Origin of the sequence: Nisaea sp. (genome assembly GCF_965216895.1) — a bacterium.
Taxonomy (GTDB): Bacteria; Pseudomonadota; Alphaproteobacteria; order Thalassobaculales; family Thalassobaculaceae; genus Nisaea.
Genome location: NZ_OZ244205.1, coordinates 216,157 through 237,997 on the forward strand (window position 1 = coordinate 216,157; position 21,841 = coordinate 237,997).

20 protein-coding genes are annotated in these 21,841 nt (G+C 62.3%); 14 read left to right on the forward strand and 6 right to left on the reverse strand.

Annotated features, from left to right (window positions below; translation table 11 throughout):
• The first annotated feature begins 247 nt into the window (after positions 1–247).
• From urtA to urtE, 5 genes are all read left to right on the forward strand, one after another.
• Positions 248–1,531 carry an urea ABC transporter substrate-binding protein gene (urtA, locus tag ACOOE1_RS00965; RefSeq protein WP_420404472.1) on the forward strand — a complete coding sequence of 428 codons (1,284 nt, stop codon included), beginning with the start codon at positions 248–250 and terminating at the stop codon, positions 1,529–1,531.
• Positions 1,532–1,661: 130 nt separating this feature from the next.
• Positions 1,662–3,275, forward strand: a complete 1,614-nt coding sequence (urtB, locus tag ACOOE1_RS00970; RefSeq protein ID WP_420404473.1) for an urea ABC transporter permease subunit UrtB — start codon at positions 1,662–1,664, stop codon at positions 3,273–3,275.
• A 4-nt stretch (positions 3,276–3,279) separates the two neighbouring features.
• Positions 3,280–4,461 (forward strand): urea ABC transporter permease subunit UrtC, encoded by a 1,182-nt coding sequence (gene urtC / locus ACOOE1_RS00975; RefSeq protein ID WP_420404474.1) that lies wholly within the window; start codon positions 3,280–3,282, stop codon positions 4,459–4,461.
• Complete coding sequence (gene urtD / locus ACOOE1_RS00980) at positions 4,458–5,222, forward strand: urea ABC transporter ATP-binding protein UrtD (protein ID WP_420404475.1); 765 nt, start codon at positions 4,458–4,460, stop codon at positions 5,220–5,222. The genes urtC and urtD overlap by 4 nt, the downstream gene beginning before the upstream one ends.
• Position 5,223: 1 nt before the next feature.
• Positions 5,224–5,919, forward strand: a complete 696-nt coding sequence (urtE, locus tag ACOOE1_RS00985) for an urea ABC transporter ATP-binding subunit UrtE (RefSeq protein WP_420404476.1) — start codon at positions 5,224–5,226, stop codon at positions 5,917–5,919.
• Between the two features lie 16 nt (positions 5,920–5,935).
• On the opposite strand, the gene ACOOE1_RS00990 is transcribed toward urtE, so the two are convergent.
• Positions 5,936–7,813 carry an ATP-binding protein gene (locus tag ACOOE1_RS00990; RefSeq protein ID WP_420404477.1) on the reverse strand — a complete coding sequence of 626 codons (1,878 nt, stop codon included), beginning with the start codon at positions 7,811–7,813 and terminating at the stop codon, positions 5,936–5,938.
• A 313-nt stretch (positions 7,814–8,126) separates the two neighbouring features.
• The gene (gene fabI / locus ACOOE1_RS00995; RefSeq protein ID WP_420404478.1) at positions 8,127–8,891 is read right to left on the reverse strand and encodes an enoyl-ACP reductase FabI; all 765 of its coding nucleotides are present in this window, start codon (positions 8,889–8,891) and stop codon (positions 8,127–8,129) included.
• A gap of 329 nt (positions 8,892–9,220) precedes the next feature.
• Between fabI and ACOOE1_RS01000 the strand changes: the two genes are divergently transcribed.
• The 7 genes from ACOOE1_RS01000 to ureG are packed head-to-tail and all read left to right on the forward strand — an operon-like array spanning position 9,221 to position 14,308.
• Complete coding sequence (locus ACOOE1_RS01000) at positions 9,221–10,084, forward strand: urease accessory protein UreD (protein ID WP_420404479.1); 864 nt, start codon at positions 9,221–9,223, stop codon at positions 10,082–10,084.
• 25 nt (positions 10,085–10,109) lie between these two features.
• Positions 10,110–10,412 (forward strand): urease subunit gamma, encoded by a 303-nt coding sequence (locus ACOOE1_RS01005; protein ID WP_420404480.1) that lies wholly within the window; start codon positions 10,110–10,112, stop codon positions 10,410–10,412.
• Between the two features lie 9 nt (positions 10,413–10,421).
• The gene (locus tag ACOOE1_RS01010) at positions 10,422–10,757 is read left to right on the forward strand and encodes an urease subunit beta (protein WP_420404481.1); all 336 of its coding nucleotides are present in this window, start codon (positions 10,422–10,424) and stop codon (positions 10,755–10,757) included.
• A 1-nt stretch (position 10,758) separates the two neighbouring features.
• Positions 10,759–12,471: an urease subunit alpha gene (gene ureC, locus ACOOE1_RS01015; protein ID WP_420404482.1), complete on the forward strand. Its 1,713-nt coding sequence runs from the start codon at positions 10,759–10,761 to the stop codon at positions 12,469–12,471.
• Between the two features lie 25 nt (positions 12,472–12,496).
• Positions 12,497–12,997, forward strand: coding sequence for an urease accessory protein UreE (gene ureE, locus ACOOE1_RS01020; RefSeq protein ID WP_420404483.1), 501 nt, complete (start codon positions 12,497–12,499; stop codon positions 12,995–12,997).
• Positions 12,960–13,670: an urease accessory protein UreF gene (locus tag ACOOE1_RS01025; protein ID WP_420404484.1), complete on the forward strand. Its 711-nt coding sequence runs from the start codon at positions 12,960–12,962 to the stop codon at positions 13,668–13,670. Before ureE ends, ACOOE1_RS01025 begins: the two co-directional genes overlap by 38 nt.
• A gap of 11 nt (positions 13,671–13,681) precedes the next feature.
• Positions 13,682–14,308, forward strand: coding sequence for an urease accessory protein UreG (ureG, locus tag ACOOE1_RS01030; RefSeq protein ID WP_420404485.1), 627 nt, complete (start codon positions 13,682–13,684; stop codon positions 14,306–14,308).
• A 10-nt stretch (positions 14,309–14,318) separates the two neighbouring features.
• Here ureG and ACOOE1_RS01035 read toward each other — a convergent pair whose 3' ends face one another.
• The 4 genes from ACOOE1_RS01035 to ACOOE1_RS01050 form a co-directional block, all read right to left on the reverse strand.
• Positions 14,319–14,771, reverse strand: a complete 453-nt coding sequence (locus ACOOE1_RS01035; RefSeq protein ID WP_420404486.1) for a DUF4174 domain-containing protein — start codon at positions 14,769–14,771, stop codon at positions 14,319–14,321.
• A 40-nt stretch (positions 14,772–14,811) separates the two neighbouring features.
• A complete protein-coding gene (locus ACOOE1_RS01040) occupies positions 14,812–15,849 on the reverse strand; it encodes an NAD(P)/FAD-dependent oxidoreductase (RefSeq protein WP_420404487.1) in 1,038 nt (345 codons plus the stop codon).
• On the reverse strand, positions 15,824–16,207 hold the full coding sequence (locus ACOOE1_RS01045; protein ID WP_420404488.1) for a thiol-disulfide oxidoreductase DCC family protein: 384 nt from the start codon (positions 16,205–16,207) through the stop codon (positions 15,824–15,826). The genes ACOOE1_RS01040 and ACOOE1_RS01045 overlap by 26 nt, the downstream gene beginning before the upstream one ends.
• A gap of 171 nt (positions 16,208–16,378) precedes the next feature.
• Positions 16,379–17,899: a BCCT family transporter gene (locus ACOOE1_RS01050; protein WP_420404489.1), complete on the reverse strand. Its 1,521-nt coding sequence runs from the start codon at positions 17,897–17,899 to the stop codon at positions 16,379–16,381.
• Between the two features lie 202 nt (positions 17,900–18,101).
• Here ACOOE1_RS01050 and ACOOE1_RS01055 point away from each other — a divergent pair, with 202 nt between their 5' ends.
• Entirely contained in the window at positions 18,102–19,085 is a 984-nt protein-coding gene (locus tag ACOOE1_RS01055) for a glucosaminidase domain-containing protein (RefSeq protein WP_420404490.1), read from the forward strand.
• Between the two features lie 42 nt (positions 19,086–19,127).
• Complete coding sequence (locus tag ACOOE1_RS01060; RefSeq protein WP_420404491.1) at positions 19,128–21,833, forward strand: PAS domain S-box protein; 2,706 nt, start codon at positions 19,128–19,130, stop codon at positions 21,831–21,833.
• Positions 21,834–21,841 lie beyond the last annotated feature (8 nt).

Genomic DNA, 21,841 nt, shown 5'->3' on the forward strand with positions numbered 1-21,841 from the left:
TGCGGCGCTCCGGGTCAATGGGTTCCCGAATATTACAAAAAGGTTAAAAAACAGGCACTGCACAATATTGGTGCAAAATTCGATCGTTCGCCAGCGCTGCAGCGTCTGTCGCAATTCTCATAAGTTAAGCTTAGAGGCATGAAAAAGAATACTTTTATTGCAACCCTCAAGGCCTCTCCCGGCATGGCACAGCGTTTGCTAATTCTTGTGCGGTGCAACAACAACCCTGGATTTGGGAGAACTGAGAATGGGGAAGCTCACAAAATGGAAAGGCGCCCTCGCGGCCGCGGCCTTTGGCGTGGCCGCACTGACCGGCGCGAGCGTGGCGCAGGCGCAGGAGACCATCAAGGTCGGTATCCTGCATTCGCTCTCCGGAACCATGGCGATCAGCGAGACCACGCTGAAAGATGTCATGCTGATGCTGATCGAGGATCAGAACAAGAAGGGCGGCGTGCTCGGCAAGAAACTCGAGCCTGTGGTCGTCGATCCGGCCTCGGACTGGCCGCTCTTCGCTGAAAAAGCGCGCGAGCTGATTTCGAAAGAAGGCGTCGCGGTGACCTTCGGCTGCTGGACCTCGGTGTCGCGCAAGTCCGTGCTGCCGGTGTTCGAGGAACTGAACGGCATGCTGTTCTATCCCGTGCAGTATGAAGGCGAAGAATCTTCCCGGAACGTTTTCTACACCGGCGCCGCACCGAACCAGCAGGCAATCCCCGCCGTCGACTACCTGCTCGGCGAGGAAGGCGGCGAGGCCAAGCGTATCGTCCTGCTCGGCACCGACTATGTCTATCCGCGTACGACCAACAAGATCCTGCGCTCCTACCTGAACGCCAAGGGTATCGCCGATGCCGACATCATGGAGAACTACACGCCGTTCGGTCACTCCGACTGGCAGACCATCGTCGCTCAGGTGAAGGAATTCGCCAGCCAGGGCAAGAAGACCGCGGTCGTCTCCACCATCAACGGAGACGCGAACGTGCCGTTCTACAAGGAACTGGCCAACCAGGGCATCAATGCCGAGGACATTCCGGTCGTCGCCTTCTCCGTCGGTGAGGAAGAGCTCGCCGGTCTCGATGCCGGCCCGCTGGTCGGTCACCTGGCTGCGTGGAACTACTTCATGTCCGTCGACACGCCGGAAAACGACGAGTTCATCAAGACCTGGCACGCTTTCATCAAGGACGAGAAGCGCGTAACCAACGACCCGATGGAAGCCCACTATATCGGTTTCAAGATGTGGGTACAGGCGGTCGAGCAGGCCGGCACCACCGATGTCGACGCGGTGCGTCAGGCGATGTACGGCCAGACCGTCAAGAACCTGACCGGCGGCACCGCGGTGATGAACACCAACCATCACCTCTCCAAGCCGGTGCTGATCGGCGAGATCCTGGAAGACGGTCAATTCGAGATCGTCTCCTCCACGGATGACGTGGTGGTGGGCGACGCCTGGTCCGATTTCATTCCCGAGAGCGCCAAGCTGACTGCCGACTGGACCTATCCGTGGGTCTGCGGCAACTGCGAAAAGCCGCGCTTCTAGGCAAATGTCACGACCGGAGCGCGGCCGACCATGGTCGCGCTCCGGCGCTTCTCCGACGCGCAGCTTTTTGGGAAGGGTGTTCCCCATGCCGGCATGCCGCAGGATTGGGCGTTTCCGCTTCGGGGTCCTGATGGTCCTCTTCACAGCAATGGCGCTGCTGGTGCCGATCGCCGTCCAGGCGGCCGAGGATCTCGAGGCTCTGGTCACCGAGCTGGGAGCCGCCAGACTCTCGAAGAAGCAGGCGGTCGTCGATCGCATGATCGAGACCGGGGAACCGGGAGTCGTGCCGATCCTGGAAGCCCTGGTCGGGCGTGATCTCTATACCCGCAAGAGCGACGACAAGGTCGTTATCGGCCGTAGGGCCGACGGCAAGATGCACCTCACCGATCCGATTACCGGAGCGGATCTCGGACAGGCCGGGACGCGCGACGTCAGACGCGTGAAGACCAACAACAAGCTGCGCTCGTCCGTCAAAGCGGTGATGGGAACGCTGACCTTGATGAGTCCCGATCCGCAGCGGCGGCTCGAAGGGGCGCGGGGACTCCTGAAATCCGCCGACCAGTCGATGCTGCCTCTGATCGAGCAGGCGCTCGCAGAAGAAACGGACGCTGCGGTGAAGAACGCGCTGCAGCTTGCCGAGGCTTCCGTCAAGCTGCAGTCGGAAAGCGCAGGCGAACGGCTCGCCGCGGTCCGGTCGCTCGCGGACCGGACCGATCCGGAAAGCCGGGTGATGCTCTCCAGACTGCTCCTCAAGGACGGCGACGTCTGGCGGGAAGCGGACGAGACGGTCCGCGCTGCCGCCGGGGAAACGCTGGCTTCGATGGAGCAGCGGCTGCAGATGTGGCGCACCGTCGAGCACCTCTATCAGGGCATCAGCCTTGGCTCCGTTCTGCTGCTTGCCGCCATGGGACTTGCCATCACCTTCGGGGTGATGGGGGTGATCAACATGGCGCATGGGGAAATGGTGATGCTTGGGGCCTACACCACTTTCGTGATCCAGGAAGCTTTCCGTTCCGCCGCGCCCGAACTCTTCGGCTGGTCGCTCGCGGTCGCGCTTCCCGCGGCTTTCCTGGTTTCCGCCTCGGTCGGGGTGGCAATGGAGCGCGGCTGCATCCGTTTCCTCTACGGCCGGCCACTCGAAACGCTGCTCGCGACCTGGGGGATCAGCCTGATCCTGCAGCAGACGGTACGCTCGATCTTCGGCCCGACGAACCGCGAGGTCGGCGCGCCGGAATGGATGCAGGGCGCTATGGAGTCCGTTGCCGGCATCACGCTGACCTACAACCGGCTCTACATCATCCTCTTCTCGTTCTGCGTGCTCGGCGCCGTGCTTCTTGTCCTGAAGAAGTCCGCCTTCGGCCTGCAGATGCGGGCCGTGACGCAGAACCGCGAGATGGCGCGGGCGATGGGCATTCCGACCGGGCGGGTCGATGCGATGACCTTCGGCCTCGGTTCCGGTATCGCCGGCATCGCGGGCGTGGCGCTCAGCCAGATCGACAATGTCAGCCCCAATCTCGGTCAGGCTTATATCGTCGACAGCTTCATGGTCGTGGTGTTCGGCGGTGTCGGAAATCTGTGGGGCGCCTTCGCCGGGGCGATGTCGCTCGGCGTGGTGAACAAGCTTCTGGAGCCCTGGGCCGGAGCGGTGCTCGGCAAGATCCTGGTGCTGGTGGCCATCATCCTCTTTATCCAGAAACGCCCGCGGGGCCTCTTCGCCCTGCGCGGCCGTGCAGTGGAGAACTGATCCCATGTCGCTGCTGCAACGCCTTTACGCGCCGCAACCGCAGGCGCCGGGCAAGGGACGGCTGGCAAGCGTCATCCTGCTGACCATCCTTGCGGGCATCGCGGTCCTGGTTCCGGTTCTCAACCTGACGGTGGCGGAAGGGTCGGCCCTGCATGTGCCGACTTATCTCGTCAGCCTGATCGGCAAGTATCTCTGCTTCGCCATGCTGGCGCTTTCGATCGACCTGATCTGGGGCTACTGCGGCATTCTCAGCCTCGGCCACGGTGCGTTCTTCGCCCTCGGCGGTTACGCCATGGGCATGCACATGATGCGGCAGATCGGCGACCGTGGCGTTTATGGCAACGCGGAACTGCCGGATTTCATGGTGTTTCTGAACTGGAAAGAGCTGCCCTGGTACTGGTACGGCTTCGACCTGTTTCCCTTCGCCGTGGTGATGGCCCTGTTCGTCCCGGGACTGCTGGCATTCGTGTTCGGCTGGCTCGCCTTCCGCTCGCGGGTCAGCGGGGTCTACCTCTCGATCATCACCCAGGCGATGACCTACGCTTTGATGCTGGCCTTCTTCCGCAACGACATGGGCTTCGGCGGCAACAACGGGCTGACCGATTTCAAGGACCTGCTCGGGTTCGACCTGCAGGCGGATACCACGCGGGCCGCACTGCTGGCCGCGACCTGCGTCGCGCTCGGCGGCTGCTATCTGATGTGCCGCGCCATCGTCGCCTCCAAGCTGGGCCGCCTGATTGCGGCGGTCCGCGACGACGAGGCACGGGTGCGCTTTCTCGGCTACCGGGTGGAGAATTTCAAACTCTTCGTCTTCGTTCTCTCGGCGATGATCGCCGGGCTCGCCGGCGCGCTGTACGTCCCGCAGGTCGGGATCATCAACCCGGGCGAATTCGCGCCGGCGAACTCGATCGAGGCGGTGATCTGGGTCGCGATCGGTGGCCGTGGAACGCTTTACGGCGCGATCGCCGGTGGCGTGCTGGTGAATTACGCCAAGACGGTGCTCACCGGTCTGATTCCGGAAATCTGGCTCTTCGCCCTTGGCGGCATGTTCATCGCCGTCACCCTGTTCTTCCCGAAGGGGCTGGTCGGCAGCCTGCCGGGCACGCTCGACTGGCTGAAGGCCAGGGCGCGTTCGGGGAGCGGTTCGAGCCCGGCTGCCCCGCTTGCCAGGGAGGCGGGAGAATGACGGTCACAGGCAAGGCCTCCTACGCGGAATCGCAGCTCTATGTCGACGGCGTCACCGTCAGCTTCGACGGCTTCAAGGCGCTCAACAATCTGAGCTTCACGGTCGAGCCGGGCGAGATGCGCGCGATCATCGGGCCGAATGGTGCCGGCAAGACCACGATGATGGACGTCATCACCGGCAAGACGAAGCCGGATGCGGGGCGTGTCATTTTCAAGGGAGACATCGATCTCGGGAAACGGGACGAGGCCGACGTGGTCGCGCTCGGCATCGGTCGCAAGTTCCAGCGTCCGAGTGTGTTCGAAAACCATACCGTCTTCGGCAATCTGGAGCTCGCCATCAAATCGGACCGGCGCCCTCTTGCCTGCCTCTTCGACCGCCTCGACACCGGACGTCGCGAGAAGATCGACGCGACTCTCGAGCGCATCGGGCTCGCGGAACAGAAGGGGCGGCTCGCCGGCCAGCTTTCGCACGGCCAGAAACAGTGGCTGGAGATCGGCATGCTGCTGGTCCAGGACCCCGAACTTCTGTTCCTCGACGAGCCGGTCGCCGGCATGACCGATGCGGAGACGGAAGGCACCGTGGAGTTGCTGCGGGACCTGCAGGGCGAACGCTCGATCGTCGTCGTGGAGCACGACATGGCGTTCGTTCGCGCGCTCGGCGTGAAGGTGACCGTTCTGCATGAGGGCTCGGTCCTCGCCGAGGGGGCAATGGACCAGGTGCAGAGCGATCCGCGCGTGATCGAAGTTTATCTGGGGCGTTGACATGCTGAAGGTTTCCGCATTGCACCTGCATTACGGCGCGAGTCACGCACTGCGCGGCATCGACCTGACGGCCGAGAGGGGCAAGATCACCTGCGTCCTCGGGCGCAATGGGGTCGGCAAAACCAGCCTGATGCGCGCCGTAACCGGGCTCGAAAATCCGAGCGCCGGGAGCATAACCTGGGACGATATCGACCTGCTGTCCCTACCGGTTCACAAGCGGGCGGCGGCGGGTGTCGCCTTCGTCCCGCAGGGCCGGGAGATCTTCCCGCTGCTGACGGTCGAGGAGAATCTCAAGACCGGATATGCCGCGCTCAAGCGTTCCGAGCGCTCGATTCCGGATGAGATCTTCGAGCTGTTTCCGGTGCTGAAGCAGATGATGAACCGGCGCGGCGGCGATCTTTCCGGGGGACAGCAGCAGCAACTCGCGATCGCCCGCGCGCTGGTACTGCGGCCGAGCCTACTGGTACTGGACGAGCCGACGGAAGGCATTCAGCCTTCTATCATCAAGGACATCGAGCGGATCATCGCGCTGCTTGCCTCGCGGGGGGACATGGCGGTGATCCTGGTCGAGCAGTATTTCGAATTCGCGCAGCATCTTGCGGACGAAATCGCGGTGATGGACCGGGGCGAGATCGTGCTGGCCGGTGCCAAATCGGCGTTGTCCGAAACGGCTGTTCGCGGTCACCTGACGGTCTAGCTGCTCACCGCCTCTCTCAGGCCGTCTGCGTCTCGTCGCGTGACAATCCGCCGTCCCTCGGCAGACGGACGGTGACCGTCGTTCCGATCTCGACCGCGCTGTCGATCGCGAACGACCCGTCGAGAAGACTCGCGAGGGAACGGACGATCGAGAGGCCGAGCCCGGTTCCTTCCTTGGCGACATGCGGGTGGATGGCGGAGTGCGAGAAAGGCTCTGCGATCGTCGGCAGTCGTTCCTCCGAGATGCCGATCCCGTTGTCCGAGACACGAAAGACGATGTCTTCGCCAGTCTGATCGACGAAGATGCCGACCTTTCCGCCGCTCGGGGTGAATTTCACTGCGTTCGACAGCAGATTGAGCAGGATCTGGCGTATCGACCGCTCGTCCGAGATCATCGTGCCGGTCTCGGTACTCTGCTGTACGTCCAGCGCGATGTTCTTTGCGCCAGCCTGGCTCTCGATCTGTGAAAGACAATGTGCAACCAGTCTGTCGATCTCGACCTCTTCGAGGTTGAGCACCCGTTTGCCCGCCTCGATCGCGGAGATGTCGAGGATGTCGTTCACGAGCGCCAGCATGTGCTGTCCGCTCTCGTTGATGGCGGTGGAATATTCCGTAACGCGATCCGTGCCGGCTTTCAGGAGTTCCGGCATCGAGAGCAGGGAACTGAAGCCGATGATCGCATTCAGAGGCGTCCGGAATTCGTGACTCATCGTTGCCAGGAACTCGGACTTGGCACGGCTCGCCTGTTCCGCCCTCTGCAACGCTTCGTTCCGGGCCTCTGCGATCAGTCGTTCGTTGGTGACATCGGCGCCGGTCCCGCGATAGCCGATGAAGGTGCCGGCCTCGTCATAGAAGGGGCGACCGTTGATGCTGACGGTTTTCACGTCGCCGGGCTGGATTTCCATGTCATAGTGAAAGTCCCTGAACTGCCGCCTCTGGCGCCGGATTTCCTCCAGTTTGTGCCATTTCGGCGTGTTGGTGGCTTCGGATGTGGTCTCTGCAATCGTGCGTCCGTAGATTTCGCCGGACTTCTTGCTCAGGGTCTTGGTAAAACTCGGGGAAATATAGGTAATGCCGCCGTCGCGGTCGGATTCCCAGAACCAGTCGGATGAAATCTCCGCGAAGTCCTGCAGCCGCTTCTGGCTGCGATAGAGCTCGTTCGCCGTGAGGTCACGTACTTCGGAATTTCGCGTGATATCGCGCATCAGCCGAACGCCGTTCTCCGCAATCTCGCGAAATTCCCGGAACCGGAAGCTTTCCGGGTCCGGCAGCGGACTTTGCTTCGGCTCGCTCACATCGAGGCGGCGAAAGGTCTCGGCGAGGCGCAGCATGGGGCGGGTCACGTAGAGGTGCGAGACGAGGAGCAGGGTTCCGGCGAGGAGAACGGTGCCGAACAGCACACTGATCAATACCATACCGATCTGGCTCGCCCAGTTCTGGGTCGCCTGAGCGGACGAAGCCGTCACCTTCAGATATCCTTTGGCCTCGCCGCCGCTCGACGGCGGGGACAGTTCGAGCAGAATGGTCTCTTCGGCAGACGGGATCTCGAAGGGGAGCCACGACGCGAACGTCTGGACCTCTCCGCATTCCTTCCAGGCCAGAACATTGCCGGTTTCGTCGCTCAGTTCGACCGAAGCGATGGATTTGAACTCCAGCAATCCGTCCGCGATCTCCTCTGCGAGATTGCGGTCGCGATTGGCGGCCGCGCGCGCCGCGATATCCCCGAAGGCTTTCGTGACCTGTTCCGAATGTTCGAACAGTGTTGTGCGGAGCTTGATGTATTCGAGCGTGACTTCGAGCGTACCGACGACGAGCCCGAGAATGACCGCCCACAGGATGACGAGCCTGGCGAGATGGACGCTTACGCTCTGTCGCTGCTCAGGGCTTGCTCCCATGCGGGTCACGCTACCAGTTGGCGATCGGACGGAACTTCCGGTTCACTCGCTGCCATTTCTTGCGGTATCGCTCGGCGCCAGCCTTGAGAGGGATTCTCGCCCTTTTGATTATGGTCCGATGTCCTGAACAGAGCTTGCCCCCTTGCCGCAACGCATTCGCCGGTCACCGCCGATGCAGTGCGGGATCCATTGTAATCAATACGTTTCTTGATTTGGTCTGAAATATTGGCTGCGACTCCCCGTTGCTAGTTTGAGCGCCGCGGGTGCGATCTTGTCAAACCGAAATACGGAAGTTGCAGTGCCGTTCGCCGCCTCAGGCGACGACGCTGTAGCCGCCGTCTATGTGGTGGACGCCGCCGGTTACGTTCGCCGCCTCGCGGCTGGCGAGAAAAGTTGCGAAGGCACCGACGTCGTCGATGGTCGCCAGGCGATGGGTTGGCGCGCGTTCCGCGGCCGCGTTCATCAGTTCGTCGAAGTAATCGATCCCCGACGCGGCCCGGGTCCTGAGCGGGCCCGGGGAGAGGGCATGGACGGAGATGCCTTTCGGGCCGAGTTCTGCGGCGACGTAGCGTGTCGCAGATTCCAGCGCCGCCTTGACCGGACCCATGATGTTGTAGTGATCGACCACGCGGTCCGCGCCATGGAAGGAAACGGTCATGCAGGTTCCGCCATCACGCATGAGAGGTTCGGAGCGGCGAATCAGGCGCAGGAAGGAGTGTACCGACACGTCCATCGCTGCTGCGAAGCCTTCCGCCGAACAGTCGATCACACGGCCGTGCAGATCCTCTTTCGGGCAGAAGGCGATGGAGTGAAGCAGTGTGTCGAGACGTCCCCAGCGGTTGTCGATTTCCGCGAAGAGCGTGTCCGTCTGGTGACCGTCACGGACGTCCAGCGGCAAGACGATGTCCGCTTCCAACTGTTCCGCGAGCGGGCGGACATGGGGCTCGGCTTTCTCGTTGAGATAGGTGACGGCGAGTTTTGCCCCTCTTTCCCTCAGGGCCTTGGCACAACCCCAGGCGATGGACTGGTCATTCGCAATGCCGACGATCAGTGCGGTCGTGCCTTCCAGCGAGAACATCGCGAACTCCTGAATGCTGCGTTTGCGAAATTATGGTGCGACGCACAATTTTGTAAAGTGACATTCGTTGTCATCTATGGCGAGCGCTCGGCTGCCGGGAGAGCGCGATGAGTGCCTAACGATTGGGCACCTTTCCGCTAGTTGCTGCTGCCTTGTGCGAAGATGGTGGTTGAGGGACACCGAAGGTTGCAGGTTTCCGGCTGCTAGGCTTTGATTCGAGCGGCTCTGCCCGTTGGCATGAAGCTTGCCGTATGGAGCAAGAAATGCGGTGCTGCATATGCAGCGGGAACGGGGTGCATCATGGTCTTTGCGGATAAGGGGATGCGGTCTTGAACATTGCCGCTCCAGCGACGCTCACATCGTCCCTGGGACCCACGACCCGCGGGGTCGCGCGCCTTTCCGTTGTGCATGCGGATGACCGGTCTTCGGTTGCCGACCTCTATGCTGCTCAGCCGCTGCGCATCCTGACGCCGAAGCCGGGCGTCGGAGAGGCGCTGACGGCAGTCATCGCCAATCTCTCCGGCGGGATCGTCGGTGGTGACAGGTACGAGACTGCGATCGATCTGGCATCCGGCGCAACGTTGTCCGTGGCGGCGCAGGCTGCTGAAAAGGTGTATCGCTCGACGGGCGCCGAAGCGGAGAACCGACTGGCATTCAAACTCGGTGACGGCGCGGCACTCGAATGGCTGCCACAGGGCACGATCCTGTTCGACCGCGCGATTTTTCGCCAAAGCGTGGGCTTCGAACTGGCCGGGAGCGCGACACTGCTCGCCGGAGCGATCTCGGTGCTCGGACGGTCCGCCATGGGCGAGACCGTTTCCAGCGGTCGCTACCGCGAACACTGGGATCTGAGGCGCGACGGCAAGCTGGTCTGGGCCGACCGATTTGACCTGCGCGACGCGGCCGCGGCTGCGGGACCCGCGTCCGCCATGCGCGGTGTTTCCTGTTTCGCGACGGCGCTTTTTGCCCGGCGAGGCGCGTCGGGGGAACTCGATTGGGTGCGCGATGTCATGATGCAATGCGGGCCCGAGACACGCGCGGGCGCGACCGCGATCGACGATCATCTGCTGACGATGCGCTGGCTTGACGGCGATGCCATGCGGCTGCGCGAGGCGGTCGGGCATTTCTGGGGCAAGGCCCGGGCGCGCTGGCTCGGCCGGCCGGAACGGTTGCCGGTCATCTGGCGAATATGAACGAGGTAACGGGGGAGAGGCTGAGGTGAACCTGACACCGAGGGAAAAGGACAAGCTGCTGGTCTCGCTCGCGGCCATGGTCGCGCGCGGCCGGCTGGAGCGCGGCGTGAAGCTGAACTATCCGGAAGCGATCGCGCTGATCACCGACTACGTGGTCGAGGGTGCGCGGGACGGGCGATCCGTCGCCGACCTGATGGCCGCCGGCGCGACGGTGGTTCAGAAAGCCGACGTCATGGAGGGCATTGCGGAGATGATCGACGAAGTCCAGGTCGAGGCCACCTTTCCGGACGGGACCAAGCTGGTCACCGTTCATAACCCGATCCGCTAGGAGGATGCCATGATCCCAGGGGAAATCATCGCAGCCGAGGGCGAGATCGTCCTGAATGACGGCGCGGAGGCGATCACCATCGAGGTCGCGAATACCGGCGACCGACCGGTCCAGGTCGGCTCGCACTACCATTTCGCGGAAACCAATCCGGGGCTGTCCTTCGACCGCGAGGCGGCACGCGGACGCCGGCTCGATATCCCTTCGGGCACCGCCGTCCGTTTCGAGCCGGGCCAGACGCGAGCGGTTGAACTCGTGCCGTTCCAGGGCGACCGGAAAGTCTACGGTTTCAACCAGGCGGTCATGGGGCCGCTGGACGGCACTCAAAAGGCCGGGGAGGGCGCCTGAGATGCCATACAGGATTTCGCGGCAGGACTATGCGGGCATGTTCGGTCCGACCGTCGGCGACAAGGTACGTCTTGCCGACACCGACCTCTTCATCGAGGTCGAGGAGGACCGGACCTTCTACGGCGAGGAGGTGAAGTTCGGCGGCGGCAAGGTGATCCGTGACGGCATGGGACAATCCCAGGTCAGCCGCGCGGAGGGCGCCGTCGACACGGTGATCACCAACGCCCTGATCCTCGATCACTGGGGCGTGGTGAAGGCCGATATCGGCATCAAGGACGGCCGCATCTTCGCCATCGGCAAGGCCGGCAACCCGGACGTGCAGAGCGGCGTGAACATCATTGTCGGACCGGGCACCGAGGCGATCGCGGGCGAAGGCAAGATCGTCACCGCCGGCGGGCTCGATGTGCATATCCATTTCATCTGCCCGCAGCAGATCGACGAGGCGCTGAATTCCGGCGTCACCACCATGATGGGCGGCGGCACGGGGCCTGCGACCGGCACCAATGCCACGACCTGCACGCCGGGCCCTTGGCACATGGAGCGCATGCTGCAGGCGGCGGATGCCTTTCCGATGAATCTCGGCTTCTTCGGCAAGGGCAATGCCAGCGAACCGGCGGGCCTGCGCGAGCAGGTCCGGGCCGGCGCCTGCGGTCTCAAGCTGCACGAGGACTGGGGCACCACGCCGGCCGCGATCGACACATGCCTTTCCGTCGCCGACGAGATGGATGTGCAGGTCCTGATCCATACCGACACCCTGAACGAGTCCGGTTTCGTCGAGAACACGGTCAACGCCTTCAAGGGCCGTACCATCCACGCCTTTCATACCGAGGGAGCGGGCGGCGGCCATGCACCGGACATCATAAAGGTCTGCGGTCTCGACAATGTGATCCCGTCCTCGACCAATCCGACGCGGCCCTTCACGGTGAACACGATCGACGAGCATCTCGACATGCTGATGGTCTGCCATCATCTCTCGAAGAGCATTCCGGAAGATGTCGCCTTTGCCGAAAGCCGGATCAGGCGGGAGACCATCGCGGCGGAGGACATCCTGCATGACCGCGGCGCCTTCTCGATCATCGCGTCCGACAGCCAGGCGATGGGGCGGGTCGGCGAGGTGCTGATCCGCACCTGGCAGACCGCGGACAAGATGAAGAAGCAGTTCGGCCGTCTGCCACAGGAGAAAGGCGAGAACGACAATTTCCGCGCCCGTCGCTATGTCGCGAAATACACCATCAACCCGGCGATCGCCCAGGGTGTCGACGCGCATGTGGGTTCGGTCGAGATCGGCAAGCTGGCCGATCTCGTGATCTGGTCCCCGGCCTTCTTCGGGGTGAAGCCCGACATGGTGCTGAAATGCGGCACCATCGCCGCGGCCATCATGGGCGACCCGAACGCCTCGATCCCGACGCCGCAGCCGCAGCATTACAGGCCGATGTTCGGCAGCTTCGGCCGCGCCCTCACGAAGAGTTCGGTGACCTTTGTCAGTGACGCGGCGATGGAGGACGGCGTGGCGGCGCGTTTCGGGCTCGAGAAAGACGTCCTTCCGGTGCGCAACACGCGGGCGGGGATTACCAAGAAGTCGATGATCCTGAACGACGCGACACCGGAAATCTCGGTCGACCCGGAGACCTACGAGGTGCGGGCCGACGGCGAACTGCTGAGCTGCGAGCCGGCGACCGAGCTGCCAATGGCGCAGCGCTACTTCATGTATTGAGAGACGCATGACGGAAATCGAGACGATGATCCAAGACCTTGGGCGTGCCGTCTCGCATGAGACGGCGGGGCACTGGGACCGGGCGCGGCAGGTCGGTCAGGTGACACTTGCCTTCGACGACCGGCACAGGCGCCGCATCCGGCTTGAGACGGACGAGGGTGCGTCGGTGCTCCTCGACCTGCCACGGGCTGTCGCGCTCTCGGACGGTGACGGACTGGAGCTTGAAGACGGCGGCGGTTGGGTGCGGGTCGCCGCAGCGCCGGAGCCGGTCATGGAAGTAAGAGCCTCATCGCCGCATCACCTCCTCCGTCTGGCCTGGCATATCGGCAACCGGCATCTGCCGGCGCAGATTTCCGAGACCGTGATCCTGCTGCGTCCGGATCATGTCATCGCCGACATGCTGCGCGGCCTCGGCGCGACCGTCACGGAAACGGAGCGGACCTTTCAGCCTGAAGGCGGTGCCTACGATCATGGGCACGGACATGCGCATGAACATGGACATTCCCATAGCCATGACCATGGCTGACGGCGGCGGTACACGCGCGGTACTCCGGCTGCAATCATGGTTGTCTCCGGCGTTCCCGATCGGCGCCTACAGCTATAGTCACGGGATCGAGGCAGCGATCGAGAGTACCCTCGTCCACGATGCGGTGACTCTGGAAGACTGGATCGGAGGGCTGCTTCAATTCGGCACCGGCCGTAACGACGCGATCCTGCTCTCGGAAGCCTGGCGTCTGGCGTCGGAGCGGGATGCAACCGGGCTCTCGGATCTTGCGGAAATCGCTCTGGCCCTGATCCCGACTTCGGAGTTGCGACTGGAGGCAACCGCCCAGGGAGGAGCATTTCGAAAGACGGTGTCCGCCGCATGGCCGGAGATCGGGCTGTTCGAGTTGCCTCCGGCGCCTTCGTTGCCGGTTGCATACGGTGCCCTGATTGCCGCCGCAGGAATCCCGCTGGACCTTGCCGGCCCGCTGTTCCTGCAAGCATTCGTCCACAATGTCGTCTCGGCCGCTGTCCGTGCTGTGCCGCTCGGTCAGACCGACGGCCAGAGGGTGATCGCAGCACTGGAGAGTGTGGTCGACAGAGTCTGGCGGGAGAGCCGGGGGTGCGGCGTCGACGATATCGGTACCGCCGCGCTGATGGCGGAATGGAGTTCATTGCAGCATGAGGCCATGGACGGCCGGCTGTTCAGATCGTGAAGGAGGAAACGATGGCAACGGGACCGCTACGGGTCGGGATCGGCGGGCCGGTGGGCTCGGGAAAGACCGCGCTCTGCGAAATGCTGTGCCGGGAGATGAGCGGCGGCACGGACATGTTCGTCATCACCAACGACATTTACACCAAGGAGGACCAGAAGATCCTGACCCGCACCGGCGCGATCGCGGCCGAGCGTATCATGGGCGTCGAGACCGGCGGTTGTCCGCACACGGCGATCCGTGAGGACGCCTCGATCAACCTGGCGGCGATAGACACCATGGCCGGGGTCTTTCCGAAAGCCGAACTGGCGCTGATCGAGTCCGGAGGCGACAATCTCGCCGCGACCTTCAGCCCGGAACTGGCGGATCTGACGATCTACGTGATCGACGTCGCGGCCGGCGAAAAGATCCCGCGCAAGGGCGGCCCGGGGATCACGCGGTCGGACCTTCTGGTCATCAACAAGACGGATCTCGCGCCGCTGGTCGGCGCCGATCTCGACGTGATGTCGGAGGATACGAAACGTCAGCGCGGCAATCGGCCCTTCGTCTTCACGCAATTGAAGAATGGCAAGGGTGCTCGGGAAATTGCTGCTTTCATCCGGGAAAAGGGTGGGCTCAAGAGTCGATCGAGTGCGGCTTGAAGCCATATGCCTATGGCCGCCGCATCTCGTTCTGCCGCATGGGCATTGAATCAATGGCTCCAAAGAGCACGGGGTTCGTGAGCGGGGCACGGGACCTGAGCTTCGAGCCACCGTCTTTACCGATCAGGATCGCCGTGAAACGACCGGCCGGGACGTCATAGCGGTTGCGCAGGACGGCCGCATCGATGCGCGGGGCGGTCATGCCATCGATCCGGACCGTGCCGGCGCTTATTTCGATGAGCAACAGATCCCGCTCGGCCCAGGCGGATCGCGCCGCGTCGCGTTCTGCGCGCTGACGGGCATTGTTCTCGCCGGACCCGTCTTCGGCAAACGACAAGACGAGCCGGTTCTCCCATAGAAACCTCTCGAGACCCTGATCCTTCGCCTCAAGGTTTTCGGCGCCGATGACAGCCAGTGCCATCGCCACAAATGCGGGCACCGTACAAAGCGTTCGTGTGGCCATGGCGTGTGACTCCCTCACGGTTTGGCTTGAGGCGTTTCGGTCATCCTTCCGCCGTTGTGCGCGGGGGCGAGCGCATTGAGCCGTCAGGATGGCCGTCCCGTTCGAGGAGCGCCTCTGCTACGGCTGAACCGCTTCTAAAGGCATCTTCGGCAGTGTCTCCGAGACACCAGTCGCCACAGGCAAAGAGGGTGCTTTCCGGATCGCTCAGGAATGGAAGTCCGAGCGCACGATCCGTAAGGGCAAAGCGCCAGCGATGCGCCGACTCGTACAGCGCGGGCGGCAGTGGACGCCCTACCGCGCGTGCGAACAGTTCGCGCAGTTCGGGCAATATTGTTTCCGGCGCGAGCTCGAGATGATTGCGGGTCCATTCTGCGCTTGCATGCAGGATCCATCGATCCGTATCGCCCGTCCTTCCGGGCTTGGCGCTATCCCGCGCGACCCATTCGACCCGGGTGTCCTCGCTCGCCGGAAGATCTGTCGCCCCCTGCAATGGCCGCTCGAAAACCGCGAGATATGTCCAGCGTGGGGACATCCGGACGTTCTCGAGCGGCGAAAATGCGTCTCCTGCGTCTCGCAGCAAAGCGGCCGCCTGCGGCGCCGGTACGGCGAGGATGATCCGGTCGAATACGGCCTTGGACAACTCATCGTCTATTTGCAGCCTCCAGCCGTCCCTACTGCGGCTGATTCTGGTCACGTGGGATTGCAGCTGCGTCCTTATTCCTGCAGCGAGCGGCTTAACGAGGCCGTTCATTGTCGGTAGTCCCACGAAGCGGCGAGCCGACTCGGACCGGGAAATCGCCCAGCATGCGGCCACGCCGTTTGTTGAGGACACGTCGAGGAAGTTCGAAAACGCGGGTGTTCGTGGTGAGATGAACCGGGCCCCATGATCCAGGGGGCCATGAGGTGTGCGCCGGCTGGCAAGCCGTCCGCCCAGCCCGCGGCTCTTGTCCAGAAGCGTGACGTCGTGTCCGGCATCCGCAAGCTGCCGCGCGCTGACGAGCCCGGCCATGCCGGCCCCGACTACTGCGATCCTGAGTTCAGGCCCCATGTGCTTACCGGTGGCGCTTGGTTGCGGCATTGCGGAGGGGTAGGAACAGACGGTAGAGGCGCTCGAGCAGGAACGTGACGGGCGGTAGCAGAGCAAAGCGGCCAAGCAGGCGGAAGAGGGGAAGGGCCGACCAGAGATGGCCGAATGCCTCCGCTCCCGAGACCAGCGTTCCGTCTCTCCGGCGCAAATGGAAACGCGACATTGCCTCCCCTGCGCTCAGGTCTTCCGCTATCTGCCGGCCTTCAATGATGCTGACATCCTGCCACTCTATCCGTTCTGCACCGCGCACTCGCCGATAGGCCGCAATTTCTCTGCTACAGATCGGGCAAGACCCATCGAAATAGACAATCTCGCGGTTCTCGGAGGCAGGTTTCGGGCTGGTTTTCATAGCGTCTCGCGATCAACATCCTCCAGATGTTACGCGAGTGGCCGGCAGTCGGATCGAAATCGGTCGAGGGACGCGTTCAGTCCTTCTCGCTTCGAATATACAGGTAAATAAGGAAGCCGACGAAAGCGAAGGTGAAGACATTGCCGATCATGTCGAGGACGTGGAAGCTGTTCATTTCACGCGCTCCGCTTTCAACGCTTTGAGGAAGCAGACCAGCAGCAGCAGGACGATAAAGACAAACGGCAAGGCGCCGAGCGCGATGATCGATTTCACCGCATCGATGCTGCCGGAAAGTATCATCACGAGTCCCAGTGCGCCAAGGATGACACCCCAGGCCAGCTTCACCTTGCGCGTTGGGTTTAGATCGCCGCCACTCGAGAACATTCCAAGGACGAAGGCGGCGCTGACGACGCTGGTCACGATGAAAAGGAACGCCGCAACGATGGTCGCGATGCTGGTCAGCGTCGGCAGCTGCAGGCTCTGGAGCAGGAAGAAACTGGTATAGGCAGGATCCTTTTCCGTGACGGCGAGAATTCCGGTCGGCGTGCGCAGAATGTCGTGAAAACCGGCAGCGCCGAAGGTCCCGAACCAGGCCATGGAGAAGGCGGTCGGCACCAGGATGACGCCGGTGACGAATTCCCGGATCGTCCGTCCGCGCGAGATCCGTGCGATGAAAACGCCGACGAACGGTGCCCAGGCAAGCCACCAGACCATGTAGGTCAGCGTCCAGGACTGGAACCAGCCGCCGACCCGTTCGTCGAAGAAGGTATAGGTAACAAAACCTTGTTGCAGCACGTTGCTCAGATAGGCCCCGATCTGTTCAACGACCGCATTCATGATGTAGTGGGTCGGTCCGGACAGCAGGACAAAGATCATCAGGGCCCCGGCGATTGCCATCGCGGCCTGCGACATCAGCGACATGCCACGGTCGAGCGACACCAGAAGCGGGACCACGTAGGCGGCGCACAGCACGGCGAAAATGGGAAGAGCGAGGGAAAGCCCGGCGGGGGACATGCCGAGGATGCTTTCGATTCCGCCCTGGACCTGGAACACCCCCATCGCGACAGATCCTCCGAGTCCGATGGCAATGGCGACGATTGCCATCACGTCGCTGAGCCAGCCGACGCCCCGGGTCCAGGCGCGCTTGCCGAACACCAGCTGGATCGGCGTACTCAGCAGCGTCGGGCAATCGCGCCGAAAGCTGAAATAGGCGATGATCATGCCGACGATGGCGTAGATGGCCCAGGCATGCAGGCCCCAGTGAAAATTGGTTGCGAACAGCGCGCGCATGGCCGCCTGTCCTTCATTCCCGTAGTCTCGGGCCAAGACAAAATGGGTGATCGGTTCGGCCGATCCCCAGTACAGCAGCCCGACGCCCATCCCGGCCGCGAACAGCATGGAGAGCCATTGAGATGTCGAGAATTCGGGCCTGTCACCGTCCTTTCCGAGCACGATCTTTCCGTATGGAGACAGCGCGAGAACAAACGCGGCGATCAGCAGCACGCTGACCGTCAGCATGACGAACCATCCGCGGCTGGTGAAATAGAACCCGACGACCGCCTCGGCTAATTCGGAAAGCCCCCGGGTGTCCGCTATACCCCAGAATGCGATACCGCCAGTCACCGCCAGGGCGAATACCAGTTTGGCGCTGGTTGTTCCGGTCGTCTTGCCGTCGAACGCGTCTTTGTTCATGCCCGCTTCCATCGAGAATTCGAGATGCGCCGATGCTATGTGTTCCGTGCCGCTCGCACCATGACTTTGGAGGCCAGTCTCAATCGAGCCTTAGTTTCGGCGTATTCCGTACTATGTTTCAATGGCGTCGAGAGGTCGCTTCGAGACGTTTTCGGGAGCACCGTCGTCGCCAGGTGAACTGCGTGTCGGGTGGGGAGTGAGAATGGGGCGTTTCGCGTTGGCGCTGATCGGCGCTTTGCTTCTGCTGGCGGTCTGTACCGCGGTAAATCGGACTTCGGCGATCATAGAGTATGCGGGGGATTCGAGTCGGTATTATGGCGGCCGGTCAATCGAGCGGATCGAGTTCGTTTCTCTTTCAGACCTGTCCGGTCTGACCCAAGACCTGGGTTACACGGCGGATGCCTGGCAGGACGGACTGGTGCAGGTTCCCCGCCTGGTCCTGACACAGGTGCCGCAAAGGTTCGGCGAGGTCACGGTCCACGAGATCTCCGTGGAGGAAAAAAAGCGTTTGTTCTTCCAGATGATTCTGCCGCTCGTCCTGATCGCGAACGAGGAAGTCGCCCTGGAGCGTGCGCGCCTGTTGCAGCTGAAGCGCCGGCTGGAGGAGTCGCGAACTCCTCATTCCGACGACCTGAAGACGCTGCGCAAACTTGCCAAGAAATATGAAGTCCCGATAGAGGGCGACGTCTTGCCGCTGCAGGACATACTCCGGACGTTGGAACGGCGGATCGACCTTGTGCCACCGTCTCTGGCCCTAGCGCAGGCCGCCTCTGAGAGCGCCTGGGGGACGTCGCGCTTCGCGGTCGAGGGGAACGCGCTCTTCGGCCAATGGACTTTCGGCGGTAACGGCATGCGGCCGGAAGAGCAACGCGCGGAGAAGGGTGACTACAAGGTCGCGGCTTTCCGGACTCCGCTCTACTCCGTACGCAGCTATCTGCGCAATCTGAATACAAACCCGGCCTACAGGAAGTTTCGAGAGCGGCGGGCGGCCGGGCGCATGCAGGGGCAACTGCCGTCGGGGCGGGCGCTGGCGACGAGCCTGCATCGCTATTCGGAGCGGGGAAAGGCCTATACCGACGAGATCCGGGAAATTATCGCCGTGAATCGGCTGTCGGCGTTCGACCGCAGTTCTCTGACCGAGGGAACTGTCTATGAACTGATTCCGGTCTGGTCCGCGGGAAGTTGATCGCGACAATCCTGAAGGGCGTCTGTTTCCTTCCCCGCTTGCATGTCGCCGGATTGTGCACCGGAGCCGTCCTGTTCATTCAATCTTAAAGTTCGCTCAATAGCGTTCTCCCGAACCGGGGGGACAGAACGCTTGAGTCATGTCTATCTCTATTTCTGTTACGGGCTCGCGTTCTTTGCGATGGGGGTCGCGGTACTGACTTTTGTTCACGGGACCCATTCTTCACTGGGTATTCGCGAACTGAGATGGGTCGGCATCTTCGGTCTGCTGCACGGCGCAAGCGAATGGCTCGTGATGTTCACGTTCCTGGAGACCGGGTCGGAGATCCTGCGGTACGGGGGCGTGCTGAAAGAGTTCGTCAATGCGGCCTCCTACATCGCCCTCATGACCGGCGCCATGCGGCTCCTTGGCAGCCGGGGGTGGCGGCTCGCCGGACTGGGGCTCATCCTGCTCTGGGGAGTGTCGTTGGCTGTCCTCCGGTCCCTTGGGGCGCCAATTGTCGAGTTTGATGCCGTGACAAGGCTGCTGCTGGGGAGCCCCGCGTCCTTCTTGACAGCCGTCGCGTTCCTCCGTCCCCGGCTTGGCCCATTGGGTCTTGAGTCTTCTCGGGCTGGGCGCAGACTGGCGTTCCGGGTGGTCGCCGCAGCTTTCGGGTTCTACGGACTGTTTGCGCTCATAGCGCAGCCCTCGGACTTCTTTCCGGCTTCGCACGTCAATACAGCCTGGTTCGTCGAACTGACAGGGATCGAAGTCGCCTGGTTCCGCGCCTTGGCGGCTGGAGCCATATCGATTGCACTGCTTTACGTTCTGCGCCTGATATCGATGGAGCGCATCGACAGCCTGAAACAGCGCGAGCACCGTTTGCTGGCGATACTGGACAAGTCTCCGATGGGGGTCAGTATCTTCAGCTCCGAACCGTTCGAACGTCACTACGTGAACCGGAGATTCAGGGAACAGGTCGGCTATGAGCGGGATGCCGAGCCGGACGCGGTTGGACGAGAGACCTTCGTCAACCCGGAAGACTACCAGGAAATGACGGATGACCTCGCAAGGGGCAAGGAGCGGGACAACATTGTCGCGCAGCGTGTGCGCCCGAATACCGGCGAACTCTGGTGGAGTGCTGTCAGCACCCGGAAGATCCAGTTTGCCGGGCGCGAGGCGGCGCTCGTATGGGTACTGGATATTTCAGATCCCAAAGAGCGGGAAGAGCAACTTGCCCAGAGTGCGCTCCAACTCCGTGCCATACTTGAGAGCAGCGAGGCCGGGGTCTCCGTCTTCCGACGCGGAACCTTGCAACGGGTCTACGCTAACCAGGGGTTCTTGCGCCTCTTCGGACTAGCCTCTTATGAAGACCTCAACGGAATGGATCTGCGGAAAACCTATGTGAATCCCGAGGATGCCGATTTCGCCGTCGAGCATCTCCGGTCGGGAACGGGGCCGCAACGCTTCGCAATGGAGCGGCTGCGGACCGACGGTTCGAAATGGTGGGCCCAGATAGAGACCAAGCCGATCGTGTTTGACGGTGAGACGGCAACGATCGTCTGGCACTACGACATTACCGAGCAAATGCGGAGTCAACAGGAGCTCGAGGTCGGGGCACGGCGCATTCGGGAGATCCTTGACAGCAGCGAGGCCGGAATCTCGATCTTCGATGTTGAGACCTTTGAGCGCCGATACGTGAACAGCGTCTTTCTCAGGATGTTCGGTGCCGAGACCATCGAAGAAATCAACGCAGTCGACTTCAGGGACACCTTCGAGAGTCATGCTGTTGCGGAACGCGTAACGGCACAGCTCCGGAATGGCCACCTCATGGGGCGCCGGTCGGAAATGCGTCGCAGGATTGACGGCTCGACCTGGTGGGCGGTTATCGATGCCAAACGGATCGAGTTTGATGGAGAACCCGCCGTCATTACGTGGCATTACGACATCAGTGAACAGAAGCAGGTCGAGAACGAGTTGCGAGAGACGGTCGACGTCCTGCGGCAAACCCAGAATGAACTCGTCCAGGCGGAGAAAATGGCTTCGCTCGGCAGCCTTGTCGCCGGGGTCGCGCACGAGATCAACACGCCGATCGGGATTTGTCTGACTTCGGCGTCGGCAATGACTCAACAAATTGATGAACTCAAGACAGCTTACAATACGGGTCAGCTGACACGCGGTCACTTCGCCTCACGGCTTGATCGGATCGAAAGTGCAGCCGATCTGGTGGCGCGGAATGCCAAACGCGCCGGGGACCTCATTTCGAGCTTCAAGAAAGTCGCCGTCGACCAGACCAGCGACGAGCGCCGGGTCTTCGCTCTTCTTGACTACATTGAGGACGTGCTCGTCAGTCTTGGTCCCGAACTGACCCGCAGAAAGATCGCGTTCGTGCTCAAGGGAGACCGGGAACTCGAACTGAGCGGCTATCCGGGCGCGATCGGCCAGATTGTGACCAACCTTGCAATGAACGTTGCACTGCACGCCTACAGCGAGACCGGCGGAGGTGAAATAGAGATCACCGTAGAGCATGGAAATTCCGGCGAGATCGCCATGACGTTCAGGGACTTCGGAAAAGGGATGGGCGAAGAGGAGGTTCGCAGGGTTTTCGAGCCTTTCTTCACAACCAAGCGCGGCAAAGGAGGAACCGGATTGGGAATGCACGTCCTCTACAACCTGGTGACACAAAGACTGGGCGGGCGTGTCGAATGCCGGTCCGAACCCGGCAAGGGGACCACGGTCGAAATCAGGTTTCCAAGGGTCTCGGCCTGACGGGGGAA

Bases quoted from the DNA above. Each gene is read 5' to 3' on its own strand.
- ACOOE1_RS01050 (WP_420404489.1), bottom strand. From the start codon at position 17,899: ATGAACAAAGACGCGTTCGACGGCAAGACGACCGGAACAACCAGCGCC.
- ACOOE1_RS00990 (WP_420404477.1), bottom strand. From the start codon at position 7,813: ATGGGAGCAAGCCCTGAGCAGCGACAGAGCGTAAGCGTCCATCTCGCC.
- ureG (WP_420404485.1), top strand. From the start codon at position 13,682: ATGGCAACGGGACCGCTACGGGTCGGGATCGGCGGGCCGGTGGGCTCG.
- ACOOE1_RS01035 (WP_420404486.1), bottom strand. From the start codon at position 14,771: ATGGCCACACGAACGCTTTGTACGGTGCCCGCATTTGTGGCGATGGCA.
- ACOOE1_RS01055 (WP_420404490.1), top strand. From the start codon at position 18,102: ATGGGGCGTTTCGCGTTGGCGCTGATCGGCGCTTTGCTTCTGCTGGCG.
- ACOOE1_RS01010 (WP_420404481.1), top strand. From the start codon at position 10,422: ATGATCCCAGGGGAAATCATCGCAGCCGAGGGCGAGATCGTCCTGAAT.
- urtC (WP_420404474.1), top strand. From the start codon at position 3,280: ATGTCGCTGCTGCAACGCCTTTACGCGCCGCAACCGCAGGCGCCGGGC.
- urtA (WP_420404472.1), top strand. From the start codon at position 248: ATGGGGAAGCTCACAAAATGGAAAGGCGCCCTCGCGGCCGCGGCCTTT.
- ACOOE1_RS01040 (WP_420404487.1), bottom strand. From the start codon at position 15,849: ATGCCGCAACCAAGCGCCACCGGTAAGCACATGGGGCCTGAACTCAGG.
- urtD (WP_420404475.1), top strand. From the start codon at position 4,458: ATGACGGTCACAGGCAAGGCCTCCTACGCGGAATCGCAGCTCTATGTC.
- fabI (WP_420404478.1), bottom strand. From the start codon at position 8,891: ATGTTCTCGCTGGAAGGCACGACCGCACTGATCGTCGGCATTGCGAAT.
- ACOOE1_RS01025 (WP_420404484.1), top strand. From the start codon at position 12,960: ATGAACATGGACATTCCCATAGCCATGACCATGGCTGACGGCGGCGGT.
- urtB (WP_420404473.1), top strand. From the start codon at position 1,662: ATGGTCCTCTTCACAGCAATGGCGCTGCTGGTGCCGATCGCCGTCCAG.
- ureC (WP_420404482.1), top strand. From the start codon at position 10,759: ATGCCATACAGGATTTCGCGGCAGGACTATGCGGGCATGTTCGGTCCG.
- ureE (WP_420404483.1), top strand. From the start codon at position 12,497: ATGATCCAAGACCTTGGGCGTGCCGTCTCGCATGAGACGGCGGGGCAC.
- urtE (WP_420404476.1), top strand. From the start codon at position 5,224: ATGCTGAAGGTTTCCGCATTGCACCTGCATTACGGCGCGAGTCACGCA.
- ACOOE1_RS01060 (WP_420404491.1), top strand. From the start codon at position 19,128: ATGTCGCCGGATTGTGCACCGGAGCCGTCCTGTTCATTCAATCTTAAA.
- ACOOE1_RS01045 (WP_420404488.1), bottom strand. From the start codon at position 16,207: ATGAAAACCAGCCCGAAACCTGCCTCCGAGAACCGCGAGATTGTCTAT.